9 protein-coding genes are annotated in these 18,064 nt (G+C 39.9%); 3 read left to right on the top strand and 6 right to left on the bottom strand.

What is annotated here, in order from left to right; translation table 11 throughout:
* The first annotated feature begins 24 nt into the window (after window positions 1-24).
* The 3 genes from GGR21_RS00290 (at window position 25) to GGR21_RS00300 (ending at window position 5,143) form a co-directional block, all read left to right on the top strand.
* Window positions 25-1,572 carry a DUF1565 domain-containing protein gene (locus tag GGR21_RS00290; protein ID WP_183305149.1) on the top strand — a complete coding sequence of 516 codons (1,548 nt, stop codon included), beginning with the start codon at window positions 25-27 and terminating at the stop codon, window positions 1,570-1,572.
* Between the two features lie 139 nt (window positions 1,573-1,711).
* Window positions 1,712-1,852: a hypothetical protein gene (locus GGR21_RS00295; protein ID WP_183305150.1), complete on the top strand. Its 141-nt coding sequence runs from the start codon at window positions 1,712-1,714 to the stop codon at window positions 1,850-1,852.
* Window positions 1,853-1,996: 144 nt separating this feature from the next.
* A complete protein-coding gene (locus tag GGR21_RS00300; protein ID WP_183305151.1) occupies window positions 1,997-5,143 on the top strand; it encodes a hypothetical protein in 3,147 nt (1,048 codons plus the stop codon).
* A 165-nt stretch (window positions 5,144-5,308) separates the two neighbouring features.
* Here GGR21_RS00300 and GGR21_RS00305 read toward each other — a convergent pair whose 3' ends face one another.
* Genes GGR21_RS00305 through GGR21_RS00330 form a run of 6 tightly spaced genes read right to left on the bottom strand, consistent with a single transcriptional unit; the run spans window position 5,309 to window position 18,053 of the window.
* Window positions 5,309-8,371: a chondroitinase family polysaccharide lyase gene (locus GGR21_RS00305; protein WP_183305152.1), complete on the bottom strand. Its 3,063-nt coding sequence runs from the start codon at window positions 8,369-8,371 to the stop codon at window positions 5,309-5,311.
* A gap of 28 nt (window positions 8,372-8,399) precedes the next feature.
* Window positions 8,400-10,772, bottom strand: a complete 2,373-nt coding sequence (locus GGR21_RS00310; protein ID WP_183305153.1) for a polysaccharide lyase family 8 super-sandwich domain-containing protein — start codon at window positions 10,770-10,772, stop codon at window positions 8,400-8,402.
* A 50-nt stretch (window positions 10,773-10,822) separates the two neighbouring features.
* Entirely contained in the window at window positions 10,823-12,025 is a 1,203-nt protein-coding gene (locus tag GGR21_RS00315) for a glycoside hydrolase family 88 protein (RefSeq protein ID WP_183305154.1), read from the bottom strand.
* 38 nt (window positions 12,026-12,063) lie between these two features.
* Window positions 12,064-13,062 (bottom strand): DUF5017 domain-containing protein, encoded by a 999-nt coding sequence (locus GGR21_RS00320; protein ID WP_183305155.1) that lies wholly within the window; start codon window positions 13,060-13,062, stop codon window positions 12,064-12,066.
* 40 nt (window positions 13,063-13,102) lie between these two features.
* Window positions 13,103-14,836, bottom strand: coding sequence for a RagB/SusD family nutrient uptake outer membrane protein (locus GGR21_RS00325; protein ID WP_183305156.1), 1,734 nt, complete (start codon window positions 14,834-14,836; stop codon window positions 13,103-13,105).
* Window positions 14,837-14,852: 16 nt separating this feature from the next.
* Entirely contained in the window at window positions 14,853-18,053 is a 3,201-nt protein-coding gene (locus tag GGR21_RS00330; RefSeq protein ID WP_183305157.1) for a SusC/RagA family TonB-linked outer membrane protein, read from the bottom strand.
* Window positions 18,054-18,064: the final 11 nt, after the last annotated feature.

Here is an 18,064-nt window from a genome sequence, read left to right on the forward strand (position 1 = left end):
TAGTCGAAAAATAATCAAATAAATATGAAAAAAATGCTCAGTTTTATTATAATTTTTGTCAGCTTGTTAATATACGGATGCAATTCTGATAGTTATTATACTCCTTCTACAGATATTAACTATGCCAAAACATATTATGTAGCGGAGGATGGAAATGATGAAAATGACGGGAGTAAAGAAGCTCCGTTAAAAACAATAAATAATGCTTTGGATTTGGCAAAAGCGGGAGATACGATCCTCCTGAGAGGAGGCGTTTATAATCAAAAAGTAACTTTCCCTAAATCTGGTTTATTGAATCAATGGATTACGCTAAAAAGTTACCCGGGTGAAAGGGCCAAAATCGACGGTACAAATCTGACAGCTACAGGCTGGGCTGCGTTGGTAACGCTGAAAGATATCAGATGTGTCAGTATTGAGGATATTGATATTTGCAACTTTCAAAACACAGCACCCAATGCCGACCCAGAGGGAATCTATATCAACGGAGAATCTCGTCATATCCGGATTAAAGGATGTAAGATATACAATATAAAGAGTGTATCTCCGGGCTTTAACAATGATGACTGGCGAAGTGCTCATGCCATTTTGGTGATTGGCGATTCGAATACCCCTATATCGGATCTGATAGTCGAAGGTTGTGAAATCTATGATATACACTCCGGAACCAGCGAAACTTTTTCATTAGTGGGTAATATCGATGGATTTATAGTCAGAAATAACATTATACGAGATGTAGAAAACATCGGGCTTATAGTTGCCGGTGGCGATAATCTACGGCCAGAGATGAATCCAGAGATCAACTACGCCAGAAATGGTGTGATTAGTGACAATGTGGTATATAATTGTTCACATACCAACAGCCCCGAAGTATGGGGCCCTGACAGATATGGAGCTATCGGCATCTATGTTTGTGGCGGAGGTAAGACCATTATTGAGCGAAATATAGTATACAATTGCGACAGGGCTATTGGCCTGGTAAGCGAAAGTGATATATTAGCTACAAAGGATTGTATAGTAAGGAATAATTTTGTCTACAATAATTACCGCACAGGCATATACATGGGTGATTATCTGAATTACACCAATGGAGGGACAGACAACTGCCAGATAGTGAATAATACCCTTCTGTTCAATAATTCGGTCAGGGGAGCATTCGGTGAGGTTGAAGGAGAAATCCGTTTGACCAAGAATTGTACAAATATTCTTGTAAAGAATAATATTATATATGGAGGGACTGACGATGTATTTATCCACAAATACACTACCACAGGGAAGAATAATGTAATAGACTATAATCACTATTATACTACAGGTGTGGCTAAGTGGATTTGGAATGATGTGGAGTATACCGATTTCGAAGCATGGAAAAACGCATGTAATGGTGATACGAATTCTTCGAACGGAGTTGATCCTCAACTGGAAAACATTTCAGAGCCAAACCTTCATATAAAATCTTCATCTCCGGCAAGAAATACAGGTCTTGTAATTTCGGAAGAAATTAACGGACAAACTGATATTGATGGTAATCCGAGGATTGTCGACAATAAAATAAGTAAAGGTGCCCAGCAATAGTTTTTAAGGTTTTAGGCAGTTTACTGATAGCCGGGATGGATTTATCCATATCCGGTTATCAGTATTTATTAATGCGAACAAATAATTAAAACCTGCATTTTTCTCAAGGTACTTTATCAATGAGATAAACAATGAACTAATGTGGCAGTATGCCGATGTGGTAATGAAAGAAATGAAGAATTTAGACAATAAAATATGTAAAGTTTGTCAGGTTTTACTCTCTGTCATGCTGGAGCGAAGCGAAGCATCCAAAGGTGAGATCCTTCGTTCCTCAGGATGACAAGAATATAAAAACTAAAATATGCGTCAACTTTGACTCATCTTCATGTCGTCGATTTTCAATTGTCAACTTTTAACAATTTTAGATACTTATCTGCATTATCTAATAATTTTTTTTTAATTTTCATTCTTTTATAAATTAAGCATGAAAAAAACACTATTACTTATTTCATTCCTTTCCTGGTATCTATTGGCTGTATCCCAGTTGCAGACAGAACAAAGAATAATTTTATATCCGTCCGAAGGGGAACAGGGATATGTACAAATCAATCCTGAGAAATCTTTTGAGCAGGAGGTAACATTTGAGAATAAAGATTATCCTGTGAAGCGCATCTTACGTGTTGTAGGAGGGGTGAAAATGCCGGGAGAGTTTTCTGCACGGGGCGAACAGTCTTTCAGGGGACAGGAATATTTTATTGACGAAAATCTTGACTCACTGAATATTTACAGAGACAATTATTCTCTCTCTTTTAAAGGGAATGATGATCCTTACGAATGTCATGCATATAACAGAATCACAGGTGTAAATTTCGATAAAGGAAATATAGATATTGAAATTGCTTATAAACGAAAAAATCTGAAAACAAGAATTAATGGTGATTTTGGCATCGAACTTCAGATATATTATAAAAAAGAAGGGAGATATTCCGATGATGTTTATGATTCACCAGACTCCATTGTATACATACCCATTCCGGAAGGAAGTGGAAATTTCAGGTTATTGAAAAAGAATATAAAACTATCTCCAAAAACAGCAACTATACTGATAAGGGTTGGAGGTACAAATTTCAGTGGCGAATGCTGGCTCGAAGCCCCTCGTATCTATGCCGAAGGAAAGAGAATATTCACATCGCCGTTTATTCAAAACGAGAAAAAGACAGATAATTATAATTACTGGGTTGGTATAAACATGGCTACCCGCAGCTGGCCAAGATGGAAATTAGAGTTTAAAGGAAAAACTATTTTCGAAGGTAATCTATTCGACAGAGCCTCAAATATAGCCGATTTCTATATTAAGCTTCCGGATGGAATAGAAGGAAACGGCAAATTGAAACTAACTCTCGAAAAAGAACCTCACCGTACCGCATATCCTTATGAATTAAGATCTTTACAAATGATAGAAGAAAGTGCCCGGGATTTTGAGATAGTTTCTGTTCCCCGTTTTGTAAGTGTTGGAGATACAACTGCGATATTAATAGAAACGAACCGGCCTGACATAACTCTAAATATATCGACTAACAATCGGAATGTAAACCTGATGGACAAACACCTTAAATTAAAAGAAAAAGGACTTTATACGATACAATTTTCTGCGGTTGGTACTGATATACAAATACCGATAGATATATCGGACGGAACGAATAAGAGGACAGGAATAATACAGCAAACCGTAATCAAAGAAAAAGATAATGTTTATCTCTCTTCAGGTGATGAAGTACATATCGATAAAGAGTACGAACCATATGATCAGTTCTTTAAATGGTATATACGGGAACGTATCGGAAACTGGTATCAGTTCAGACCGTCATACCAATGGAGTGGGGTGCGGATAACAGACGAAAGCGTAATAAAACATTATACTTCCCTGCTAAATAAAATGCATATACCACATGCATGGCAGGTTGAGGGGCGTACCCTCGCTGCAACAAAAATTAATGCATCCTTGGCCTCCCTTCAATCACCAATGTTCAGAGGAAAGCAAGCTCATGAAAATGACGGAGGTTACTATTATTGGCAACATTTTCCTTATGCAGGTCTTTGGTCTGATATGTGTGCCCGGACAAGGCCATATGGGGGAATATTCGCAAAACACAGGCCGATTTATACCGATCACGGTAATTTCATCCACTATGATCCGTTTAGTGTGAAAGATATGGCAGACGGAGCGAACAGGTTTATAGCGAACCTGAGTTATTCCCGTGGGGAAAGCACCAGGCATACAGGGCCTTCTACCATGTTCAGGTATCTTTACCAGGCAGGTTACGACTGGTTGGGAGCCGAACAGATGTATGGTCCCGAAGATGTTATTATGTCCTCTTTGCGTGGCGCATCTAAAGCGTATAATAAAAAAGATTTCGGCTCACTGCATGCAGTGCAATGGGGATCAAGGCCATTTATCGATCCGAAACATTCCCTGCGTTTTTTTCTGTCGCTGGCAGTAGCATACATACACGGATCTTCCCATATTAATACCGAAGAAGGGCTATGGACGGATGAATATGCCAATGATAGATACACCAAGGCCGGAAAAGAGCATCTTTATGCGCAACACCAAATGTATGATTATATACAGACACACTCACGCAAGGGTGAATTACAGGCAAAGATTGCAGTCATACAGGGACGGAATGACGCATGGAAATCGTTCGGTCGTTCATCTCTGTGGTCACAGGATGGCGATAAATGGAAGTTCAATAAAGCGATGGAAAGTTTCGATCTCCTGAAAATATTTTACCCTGAAAATAGATTGGATTTTTGTAGTACTGACGGATTATTTACACATACCCCATATGGTACTGTAGATATTCTCCCTATTGAAACATCAAACGATGTGTTGAATCAGTATAAAGCCTTGATATTTTTAGGTTGGAATACTTTTGATAATGCCGACTTTATCAGGATAAAGAAATTTGTGAAACAAGGAGGAACCCTTATTTTAGGAGCAGTGCATCTAAATAGCGAACTGCAACCCGACCTACCTTCCAAATTTCCCGAAGATGATACTGTGATAGAAACATTGATCGGACTGGATTATAAGACATATACGGATAGAAAAGTAATACCATTGGGTAAAGGTCGTGTTATTTATTACCCTCAGAATGTATACCCAGCAGATGAACTTATAAAAAGCAGTTATACAGAAGATATAATAAATACAGCTTCCGGCATTGTATCGGCAGAATATGAGAAAGGATGGATCAAAGCCTCTCAGAATATCGATTTCTCTGTTTGGGATTCTGGTAATTTCAGAACGCTTTATCTGTTGAATGTGGATTGGAAAAGTGATCTTGATTCTCAATCGGCTAAACTAATATTGAATAATCATGAATTTAATGTAGGGGCAAAACGGTATATGATAACTACCATCCGTTGTTCTGGGAATATAGCTGCAATGATGGATGCCAATACATCGGATATATTAGAAATTAAAAAGGATGCTGATAAATGGGAGATTATTTGTCAGACGACAGGTCCCGATAAATTGAATATCTTTGATGGGTTTACAGGGACAAAAGATGTTAGATCAATAAATTCAGCAGGAATACATAAAATTATTCTTTCTATAAATTAAGTTTGGGATAACTCAAATAATACAAATATATTTGGATATGTTCCAATGCAGATGAAAATTTGAAAGAATTATTCCGGCGTACTACATTTTCGGTTTGTATTAGTATCATCTGTTCTAATCGAAAATGGAAAGTGTATTGTTTTGATACAAAACCAAAACAATATTTTATTTAGTCAATTCTATATCATAACTATTTCCATCTTTACATGTAAATAATAAAACAGTTCTTTTATTATCGGACAATATAATTTTACAATTATTATTATTCCCTGAAATATTCCATGCGCCTTTCAGAGTAATGGTCACAGGGATTTCTTTACTCTCATTCTTTATCCACGGACGTGAATAGATACTGCGTTCGATACGTCTTCCATCCTTATCGAAAGCTTCATCAGACGAACCACGATACAAGGCTAAATCGGGATTGGCAACCGTAAGAATTAAGGTTCTCTTATTCTCTTTTATCATTATCAAACAAGATGAGTCAACATCTTGGAGTATGCCTTCCGGAAGTTTATTGGGACGTTCGAACAGCACGTATGATGTAGTATTTGTTTTTATATCTTTTACTATGTGCGCTTCACTATTGTGTTGTAATATTTTATATGGAGGTTTCTTTTCGAAATCAGATATTTGGGTTTTATTCATCCGGGGGATAACAGCATATTCATAAGATGCTTTTTGGGGAGCTTTTCTATGATCGAAAACAAGTGATACCCAGTCGCCCGAAGTTTCTTTTCCTGTATTTTGCATGCGCGAAATCTGGTTGTAATTCTTTTCGAACCGGAGATTATTGTTTCTTCCGGCCGGAATATAATATCCCGTTCCGATATGGTCTGTCCATACACTTCCGGCGTTTTTATAATTATTCCAATAGTTGCGGATAGAATCATTTGTCATTGCTAGTTGGAATATTGTAGTTTCAGTATTGTAATCAGTATTCGAGTTTTCTATATCACTTCCTAAACATACAATGACATTTCCAAAAAAGTGGAATGATTTACGTGCGCGTAGCGAGCCGTTATATTTGTCGTGTTCGTGCAATTTCATTCCGAAAGCTCCGTTTGTCGCCTGTTGCGAAATACCTCCTGCAAACACTTCGTCAGAATAGAGCATTTCTTCGAACCCCGAAAACTTATCGACATTCAATATATTAGCTTCCAGTTGATCGACAGGCAAATGTATGGCAGTAGTACCCGGTATACGTCCCCAGTCAAATCCTTCTTCAATCCATCCACCGGATTCGGGCGTTACCATTTTATGCGCGGGAGCAGTCATTATCTGCATACTACCATGTGCGAGGTAGCGTCCATATCTGTTTGCTCCCAGATAATGTTCGGCGGCCCATAAATAGCGGGAATGCCCGCGTACTACGGCCGACCAGTTGTCGCGACGCTGCACGCTGACACATCCGTACGGCATGCTTATGTTACCTGAAGGGTTACTTTCGGCACGAATACCGTTTTTCTTTATCATATCCAGCAATATCTGGTCTTCCCTGCTATTTGCCACTGGAGAATATTCAGGGTTGTCATCCTGGTTGACTGTTTCTTCCTTTAATCGCAGATAGGCGGCTGCCATATCTTCATCTATCAGCTGATATCCGCCAGGGGTGCCTGCTATGGCCATTCTGCCGTAATGGGTAGGGAATAATGTGCCCTTGCCGTTAGGATGACGTCCCGACATAGAAAGTGGGAAATGGGTCTTGTTGCAATAAAAACGCATTGCCATCAAAGCATTTTTTACAGTTTGATGGGCTAGCTCCGAAACTGCAAAGCCTGTATTGCTCAAAAGGTATATCATATTGGTAGCTCCGCTCAGGCCGCCTACTGCATAAGCCGGATAATTGTTGCAATGGTGATATGCACTACCATCGCTCTTAAATGCATCATCCAGTCCTTTTGCAGGCAGACATCCATTATTGATCCATTGGCTGAACGATTTAACATATTGCACTTTTTCCGGCGAATCTTCCATCAGCATTATGCTACAAAAACGTCCTGTGGCAATTGTGTTAAACGCATCCATATCCATACCCGGTTCTTTGGGTTTTATGAAAACCTCATTTGTCATAGCATACCAGCGCAGGGTTTTATCGGCTTCTTCGTAGCGTCCTGTTTCTTTCAGCACATCCTTCATCAGGTAATAAGCCGTAAAGAAATTACGGAAGCTATATCCGTAATGAGTGATATTTCCCAGACAGCTGCCATAGGCAACTCCCTGATCGCTTGCATGATCGAACATCCTGAGAAACATATCTTTCAACAAATCTTTTTCTGAGGATGTTTTAGCGTCATGGTAAGCTATGGCAATACGGTTCATTAGCGTGAAATATTCCCGGAATTCCATGTTGTTATTTTCGAACTTGTTTTTCCAGTCCGGTATCAGGCGTTCGTATGCTTCTACTGCGCGGGTAAAGAATATTGGTAAACCTGATATATTACCCTCTTTATCAACCTTGATCTGATAAGTGTCGTATTTACGGAACAGGGATTCTATTGTTTTTTTACTAATATTTGACGGAATATACAGTAAACCGGTAAAACGTTTATCCATTGTTCTAAGGTCTGCTGTTTGTACATCGTTCAAAGGCTCTTGAAGTATATCGGGAGTTAAATAAGATGCCTTTAGTAACTGTAACCAGTGGTTGTTGGTTTCTTTATTGACAAATGGTACTTGCAGATCAGGTGACTGGTACCTATGGTCTGTTTTTACAGAAGCTATCAGATGATCTATATACAATTTGCCGTCTGAATCGGGGGCAACAATACGTATTTCGTTCATCTTTTCTTCTGGTTTTCCTTCCATATCGCGGTCGTAACATACCCATGCTGCACGCCATCCACAGAAGTTGATGGCGAACGGAAAAGAGGTACAGACTTTTCCATCACGAAGAAATTCAAACCGGATCGTTGTATCTGCGGGCTTTTCGTTGTATATCCACACAATAAATGTGGAAAGGTAAGTATCTGCACCTGTGGGGTCGACAGGTTCATATCCGATATCTTTTTTAATATTTATCGTACCTCCGGCATTATATTTCCACAACAAGCTGCGCAGCCCATCCTTGTAATGTTTCTCCGATATTGAAATATCCGATGCGGATGTGCTGATATATAAAAGGCTGTTATTATCTTCGAAAGACAAGAGCCGCTCATGTTTGACTAATTGTGCCTGACAAACAATGGTGAATAAAAAGGCAGATAATATCAATATATGTTTTTTCATCAGATAATATTTAGATCCAGATATTTTTCTATTTATTCAAATCGAAATATAATGGTTCCCCTTCTTGCAAAGTAAATGAGATTTTGGTATTGCCGTCTATATTTTCTTCTTTTATATTATTGTTGTTTCTTGTATTTTTCCACTTGCCTTCGAGCACTATCGACGCATATGTGGGAGTAGATCGCCACCCGAATTCTCTGTCGGTTATAGGATTGAGATTCGGATTGCAGACAGCTATACTGATCTGCGATGTGCCTTTTTCTTTTACGATCAGCAGCAATTGGGTTGCCGAAGCTTTTAATATCCCAATATTTATGTTTTGTGAGGGTTCGAATACGGAATATGCGGTAATACTTTGAGGTTTGTAATTGAATGCATGTAGAATAGAATCGCGGCGTAATATCTCATATATATTATTACTGCCACTTTTTTCAATAACATTACTTAATTCGCTGATATTATCCTTTTTCGCATTTGGAATAACAATGTAAAAATAACTTTTATCTTTTATTTTCACTCCATGATTGAGGAACGCTTTAGCTGAGGTAACAGTGGTTTCCGGATTCTGGGCATCTGCACCAGTCTGTTTCGGCGAAGTCTGTTTATCATATATCAATTCAAGCCTGTCGTTTCCTTCGGGAATAATATAACCTGTTGATTGAGGGGTTATGATCCATCTCATTCTATCAGATTCTAAGACAGATCGATAACCGTCATTAATAATATTTCCGTCAAGTATTAATTTCCCACTTTCCGGATACTTTATTTCTTGGAATAGATTTGTTGCAGTAATCATATTATCTTTATAATTCCCTGATGCATCGATATTACTACCCATACAAAAGAGCATATTATCTATGGCAAATACAGATTTTTTAAATACAAGATTTGTGGGTTCGAAAACCTGTTTACCCCATGCATCTATCTGGTCAAAGTCTGCTGCGAATAGCCCTATCTGATCCCAGGCGAGCGCACCGGCAAAGTTGCTTGTTTTTGTATATTGATCGAAACGCTGCGAGGTATTCCCCGCCGGCATCATTTCAGTCCAAGATGTATAATGAACTGTTGTTGTGCCCGGCACTACATTCCAATCCCAGCCCCCGCTCATAGCATCGGCAGGACATCCCGATTTTGCAAGCGAACCTTCGTACATCACTTCCAATGATCCGTGGCTCTGGTAACGGCCGAAACGATTGGTAGCGTTATATATTTCGGCTCCCCAGAATTTTGTCGTAGGGCTTCGCATGGTTACCACCCAATTTTCGTTCCTGTAAATTCCGGCAGGGCTGTAATTGAACTGGAAAAAGCCATCGTAGTTTTTTGTTTCCACTTTATATTCGTTTGCCATAAAAAAGAAGTTATAGGCCGAAGCCAGTTCTTCGTCAAAGGCTTCGTTTTGCAGATCAGCGCCTATTTCTATCAGTTTTTTGAAGCTTTCGCATGGAACCTGTACTTTTACTCCGTTCTTTCCGTAAGGATTGCGTCCGGAAAGGGAGTTGGCTGTGTAACGGGTATCCTTCTTGTCGCGTGTTGCCATTACATACATGGAAATAACGGCTTTCCGCATGTGCTTGAAAGCCTCTGTATCGATGCGGAAAGGTGTTCCTTTCAGGTGATAAGCTGCCTTGATCCATGAGTCGTAAGAGTACATATAATTGTTGTAATGGGTCTTATGATGGAATCCTGTCCCGTCGGGTTTCAACATATCTTTTTCGCCGGGAACATATTCGGTAGAGCGGTTCAGATATCTGGTGATCGCTTTTAAATCTTTTATCGCATCCTCTTTTTCGGACCGGCTTATCGCATAGGTATAGTAATGGGGTACTACGTTGGTAAGTACATCGGCATTTATCTGAGAAAGATATTCGTCTTCGGACAAATATACATTTTTAAATTCGAGTATTCGGGCAAGGAATTTCAGGATTTCGCCCTTTTGCCTGTCAGTTGCAGTTTGCAATGAAATGAAAAAACCTTTGGGCAGGTTGCGAACTGTCGAATAGTCGTTTGTAGGTATAGTGAAATCTATCTGTTCGGTAATCCCCTGCGATAGTATATAGTCTATAAACGTACGGCACAATTCCTTATCGGATTTAATCGATGAAGAGGACAAAGAACCGAGAGTTGTGGAAATATCCAGTAATAGTTTTTTATCTACTTTTCCTTTTATGTTGAGAGGAATACCGTCGGTAATACCGCTTTTAGATGATATTCCGCACGATTTCACATAGTCGCGGGCTTTTTCTAATTGGGCTTCCGATACATTAAATGGAGTAATTCTATATATTTTTTCCAGTTTCTTCAGGGCTGTTAATTCTTCTTTTGTCGGTTGTGACGATTGCCCGTTGATAGAAAATGTAATAAAACAGGATAAGATGTATAACAAAAATAGCTTTCTTTTCATATAACCGGTTTATTATTGAATAGATAGAATTACTCCATCGGTCTAAATAATTATTTGCAATCCAGATTTCTTTTTCTTACGAGTGCTTCCAAAAAGTAATAATCGGCATAGTTGATCGGTACGTCGATTTCCTGTCCGTGAGGTATACTGCCCACCGAATGCATCAACAGGAAGTTTCCGTTGGTACCTACTATTGCACGATAAGCACAGCTCGATAGAGATTCTGTGATTTTATCGGCAGTTGCCTTATATTCAGGCTTAAACTCACTTAACTCGTACAGAGCAGATGCAGCGACTGCTGCTGCCGACGCATCACGCGGTTCGTTTGGAATGTTTGGTGCATCGAAGTCCCAATAAGGAACGAGATCAGCAGGCATATTTTTATGGGAGAAGATATAGTTATATATATTTTCGGCCATATCCAGATAACGCTTATCTTTGGTTTCACGGTAGCATACAGCAAAACCATAAAGTCCCCATGCCTGTCCTCTGGCCCACGCCGACTCATCGGCATATCCCTGTGCTGTACATTTCCCTCTGACGCCGCCTTTTATTTTGTCGTAATCTATAACATGGTAGCAACTGTAATCAGGTCTGTACTGGTTTTCCATTGTTGTATTGGCATGAGTGAGGGCTATATGGCGGAACGTGGTGTCGCCTGACATTCTTGATGCTTCAAACAGTAGCTCAAGATTCATCATATTATCTATGATCACAGGGCACATCCAGCCTTTTGTACCTTGCCAGCCACGATCTTCATCCCACGATTGTATAACTCCTGCGGCAGGCCGGAAGCGGGTAGACAATGATCGGGCAGCTTCTATAATAACGTCTTTATATGCATCGTTTTTGGTTAGCTTGTAAGCGTTTCCATAGCTGCAATTGATTATAAAGCCAATGTCATGGTGCCACTTCAGGTTTTTAACTGAGTCCAACGCTTCAGTATATTTTATACCTATGGTTTTCCATTTCTCGTCTTTGGTAAGTTCGTACATATACCATATACAACCGGGAAAGAATCCACTGGTCCAGTCGTCGATGGGGATATACTGGATTTTATTGTCATTTGTCGTTCTCGGATTTAAGTTCTTACCCGATTCTTCTATCAGTTTTACCTGGAAACCAATCTGTTGTGATGCAACATCTATATTTCCGGCAATCAGCTTGCAAGGATCATTAGTTTCTTGTACATTTCCGGTATTACAGGATAATACCAGAAATGCCAAGCTTATTCCATAAAATATCTTCTTCATACAGTAGTATCTTTATGCTATAAAATTTAAACAGGTTCTTAGTCTATTACTTTTATTATTAAATTTTTTACTATACGTGAATAATGATCCATGTTGCCGTTTGTCGCAACGAATGTGACTTCATATTCTCCGGATGTTTGGTATTGGTAGGTGTAAGAGCCAAGTGCCGCTGTTGTTGATTTAATGGCCACGCCTTTGTCGGGAAGACAGGAATTGAGAACCAAAGGTGAAGAAATAATCCAATCTTCGTTTAACTCTGCTCCTGCACTTGACGACTGCATGCGTACACGGGGCAATGCTGCTGAAATATTTCTAAAATCCCAAACTCCCGAGTTGGAGGAATGTACACCAACTGTATATGGTAAATAAGCAATGGTGGGATCGGCATGTATATCAAAAGCCGTAAGTCCCATAGAAGCTGCGGGTAGGGTGGTTACGCTACCGTCTTTTTTCAATACGTTTTTTATTACAAGATTCTGTATTTCCCATGTAGGTTGGGCTGCTGTGTTATTCAGCGGCTTATATCTGAAAGCCAAAACTAATGGTTCGCCTAAATAATCAGCTAACGATACACTCGAAGCTTTTGTATTTGTAGAGCTTGCTGTCGGCAGGTCGCAAAGATCAGATATATCGATCCATTCGTGAGCGTTTATTTTAGCTATATCGGCATCCTTATCCTTCGACAGATCGCCAAAGGATGTGGAAAGATATACTTTAATTGCTCCCGGAATTGTTCCGTATTGTGCAAATGAATCGAAATTTAGATAAGATTCGATATCATCGATAGATAGTTCAGTCCTGTTTATATTTTTATATTCAAGGCCTACCTCACCACTGTAAAAAGAAATAAAGTCGGGGTTGCCTGAAAAATGGAATGTAATAGGAGTCAATGTTTTAACGATGATCGTATCTCCATTTACGGTCAGATCGTCTGCCGTCACAGAAACATCCAACGATACGGATTCGTTCAGCTCGTTTTCGCAACTTACCAGTGTAAGAAGGCCCGAAATTAATGCTATAAATATTTTATTTGTCATAACTTTTGCTTTTTAAGGTTCTTTGAATCTTGCTTGGATCTTACCATCCTGCATTTTGTGTTACAGCCTTGTTAGTGGTTATTTCCCAGTCGGGGATAGGAAAATACACATAGCTTGCAGGTACATTGTAATAATCGGCGGCATATTTATGTCCTGTGTTCCATCCCATACCTACTCCTGTTCCCTGATGGCTATTCACATACGATACCATTGCCTGCATGGTGGTGTAGAACTCGCCCCAGCGTATAAGATCCCAGCGGCGAATTGCTTCAAAGCACAATTCCATGGCACGCTCTTTCTTTAGAGCATCAGTAAAGTCTGCCTTCGTAGGGGTATTTATGGCATCCAGATCACCGAGTCCCGCCCTGTTCCTTACTCTATTTATGTATTGGTAAGCATCTGCCGGACCGTTCAGTTCGTTTTCGGTTTCAGCTAGTATCAGCAATATATCACTATACCGTAAAATAGGGAAATTGATAGGTGTGAAGTTTTTGTTTTTAGGTGTAACAGATTCATATTCACGACGGTATTTCGCAGCACTTCTTGTTTTGTTACCACTGGATGCTTCTTCTTCATACAGCATGCCATCTACAATTTCATTTGCCGGACCATTTGGTTTTTTCCCTTGAAAATATTTACGTCCTGCAATTCCCAGATTGCTGTTACCATCTACATATGTGTATTCATAATCTGCAATATTCCAGTTGCCGCGTTCGGTATCGCCTTCCTCTTCATACATATTGTACAGCTTCAACGAGGCAAAAGCAAAACGATAACCATATCCCGGATTCCTCATTCCTGTGTAATCTTTGAATGATGCATTTGCCGAATAATCTACATTAGCTCCAAAACCGATCGTGTTTCCGATACGTCCGGCAGAATAAGCATTTGAATTGATTCTGTTTCCTGCTTCTTCTACTTCCCACATGCTTTCATATACTCCCTGACTGTTGTACTGGTCGCTGCACATGTCAATGAAAACCTGCTTGTAAGATGGTGCCAAGTCATGTAGGTTGCTGTTGTATACTCTCAATGCCCATTCTCTGGCTTTTGTTGTATATTCTGTAACTTCTGTTCCGGCTGTCTTCTTGTCCCTGTGGTATTCTCCTGCGCGGAACAGGTATATACGTGCCAGAATTCCCTGTGCGGCTGTCTGTGAGATGGTTCCCGGCGAGGCAAGATCTGTTATGGATGGAAGATCGGGTATAGCTGTTTCTATGTCAGCTATTATACGGTCATAGATAACCTGTTTGTCTGTTCTTGGAATACTTAATCCTTCTACGCTTTTGACGGCTTCGAGTCGGAAAGGAACATCACCCCAACCCTGTACCAGATTGAAATAATAAAAAGACCGCAGGAATAATGCTTCAGCTTTGGCCTGAGCGCGGACGTCAGACGATATTTCCGTATTTTTATCGGCATTTTCCATCAACATGTTCGCTCTGTTTATTCCATCATATAGAATACGCCAGTATGAAGTGATTTCAGGTGTTCCCGGTGATGCTGTCGCACAAATCATACTTTCTTTAGGAGAACTACGCTGATAAAAAGTGAGGTCGTCTCCCCCAGCGATATAAAGAGGGTAACAATCGCCGTAGAAATATTCCTGCATTAGTGGATTATATACGCTAAGGAGGAATGTTTTCAGTTCCGATTCGGTATTGAAATATGTTTCAGGTGTAGATTTTGTGGGTTCTTTGTCCAGAAAATCGCTACACGAACTAAAAAGACATACCGAAAGGAATGATAGAAAGATATATTTAATAGTCTTCATTTTTCTGTTTTTTTAATTAGAAATTAAGATTTACACCAAATGTAAATGATGCAGCTCTGGGATAGGCCGAAAAATCGAGCCCTGGATTTAACGCTGTGTTTTTTATAGAGACTTCAGGATCGTATCCCGAATAACTAGTCCATGTATATAGATTCTGAGCAGAAACATATACCCGCATTCTGGATATATGCGCTTTCTTCAAAATTTTAGATGGTATCGTATATCCCAGCGAAAGTGTTTTAAGTCGCAGATAAGAACCATCCTCTATTATCCGTGACGAAAATACCATGTTAGACGGCGATGAGCTAGCAACCGGAATGTTGCTCGATTGGTTCTCGAATGTCCATCTGTCGGCGTATGATGCAAACTGATTCAGGTTTTTCTTCTTGTTGAAAGCATTTTCAAACATTAGTTTGTTAGCGTTCATTATGTCGTTGCCATAGCTCCACTGGAGAAATATACTAAGGTCGAAGTTTTTATATGTAAAGTTATTCGTAAAACCTCCTATATGTTTAGGATCGCCTTTACCTATGATGGTTCGGTCGTCTCCGTTAATTACGCCATCTCCGTTCAGATCCCTGTATTTGGCATAGCCCGGTTGTGTATTGTTCTCTCCGGAGAAGTTAGGTACGGTCGATTTCAGGACATAGGTTGATCCTGTCTGATCGAAGTCTTCCACACCATATACACCATCGTAGAGGTAACCATACATCATACCTATCGGATATCCTACTTTGGCTATATAACTGGACTGGCTGTTGAAATTCTGATCGAAGGTAGCTATGGAAGTGTATGAATCATATCCTTCGGCTAATGAGATAACTTTATTTCTATTAAACGCGATATTGAAATTGGAAGACCATTGAAAATCTTTGGTTTTTATATTTTCTGTATTAAGCGTGAACTCTATACCACGGTTCCTTACTTTCCCTATGTTTCTCATAGCTGTTCCATAGCCTGAAGAAAGTGGTAGCTGTACAGCAATCAAAAGGTCTGATGTTATCTTATTATACCAGTCGGTAGTCAATGAAATACGTTCGTTAAAGAATGAGAGATCGAGACCGATATTGGTTTGTGTTGTTGTTTCCCATTTCAAATCTTTATTCCCCAGGTTTACAGGTACTACCCCAATGGAGTTTTCATTCGATCCGACAGGATAAACACCATGGGCAATACCGGCAGGAGTGGTGTAAGAACCCGATGTGCCTACAAGCCTTTCCAATAAAGTAAATCTGTCGTAGGCCCCTATACGGTTATTGCCGGTTGCCCCCCATCCTACACGCAGTTTACCGTTACTTATTACCGGTTTCACAGGCTCGAAGAAAGATTCCTCAGAGAATGTCCATGCCGTAGATCCTGAAGGAAAATAGCCCCAACGGTTGTCTTTGTCGAATTTGGAAGAACCATCGGCCCGCATTGTTGCTGTAAGATAGTATTTAGATGCGAAATTATAGTCTACACGGCCAAAGTATGACATCATAGATTCTTCATCCGAAGATGATGTTATGGTTGGGACTCCCTGCCCGTCTTTAATTCCTGCCATACCCAGCGACTCGAACAATAATTGGGTATTGGACGTGCTATTGTATTTCTGGGCTGATTCCTGTAACGAAATACCTCCCACAAGTTTAAGGTTATGATTTTTATTGAAAATCTTATTATATGACAAGGTATTTTCGTTCAGCCATGTGTTTTTTTCAATTGTAACCAGCGATGCATTCATTCCGGATGTAGAACCCGGATAACCATAGCGTGTTTTTGAATTATTGAATGTTTCATAACGCCTGTTATCAGTAGCATACGTACCCGAAACCTTGAAGCGCAGGCCTTTTATAATTTCGTATTCGGCAAAACCGTTGAATTGAATATTGGTAATATAATTTTTCCTGTAACTGTTCTGCAAGTCCATTATAGGGTTGAAACGATAGTCATTCAATGTTTCTATACTCGGGTCTTGTATATTGTCCATCAAGCTGCTTAATGCCACGCTTGGCTGTGTTACGGGACGATATCCCCATACGCTGTAAAATAAATTATTCATACCACTGTATGAGGTTTGCGAAGGACTGGCTCCTGTCTGTATGGCGCGGTTGTAGTTTACCGAGAGGTTAGAACTGAGTTTTCCTTTGCGCAGGTTCAAACCCATACGTCCTTGTATCTTATTATAATTAGAGCGGAGAACAATACCATCCTGATCGTAATACGATAAACTTGCATTATATCTGGCTTCAGTTGTTCCTCCTGTCAACGACAGATTGTGACTTTGTTGCCATGCATCCCTGAAAATCATATCCTGCCAGTCGTATTGATCTATATTGCGATAATCTTCCAGCGTATAATCTTTTCCATTATAATTTTCGAAATAGCCAAGGGTCAGCCCTGTCATTTCATCGGGATACATTTCAGCTTGTAATTTAACAAATTCATATGCATCCATCATCTTTATCTTGTTAGATATCCATTGAACGCCACCATTGAAGTCATAAGATATTTGCATTGAGCCTACCTTTCCTTTCTTGGTAGTAATCATAATAACGCCGTTCGCTCCACGGGCTCCATAAATAGCAGTTGCCGATGCATCTTTCAATACATCCAGTGATTCGATGTCATTGGGGTTGATAGAAGCAGCTATGGCAGGATCTTCTACAGGAAAACCGTCTACTACATACAAAGGGGAATTTTCCTGTGTCACAGAGTTTGCTCCACGGATAACAATATTCATTGCGCCTCCGGGCATACCTTCGTTAGAAGAAACTTGTACCCCGGCCAGTCGTCCTGCCAAAGCCTGATCGAAGTTAGGAACGGGAGCTTTAAGCATATCTTCCAGATTTGCTTTACCTACCGATCCTGTCAGGTCGCGGCGGCGAACATCCTGATATCCTATGACCACGATCTCGTCCAGAAACTTAGAATCTTCTTCCAGCAGTATATTCATTGGTCTATCAGGGTCAGCTTTTGCTTCTTGGGTTGTATATCCTACATAGGAGAATATCAATGTTTCGGATCTGTTGGGGACGGAAATAGAGAACTTCCCGTCTACGTCTGTTACTGTACCTTTTTGGGTGTCAGATTTCAGTCTTATTGCCACTCCGATGAGCGCTTCGTTCTTCTCGTCGACAACTGTTCCCTTTACAAGTATTTGCGCACTGGCAATTGAGGGCAATACTATAAAGAAAGCGTAAAGAAACAGTTTAAATAAATCATGCTTTTTCTTCATAAAAAAATGAT

The organism is Dysgonomonas hofstadii, from assembly GCF_014196915.1.
GTDB classification, from domain to species: domain Bacteria; phylum Bacteroidota; class Bacteroidia; order Bacteroidales; family Dysgonomonadaceae; genus Dysgonomonas; species Dysgonomonas hofstadii.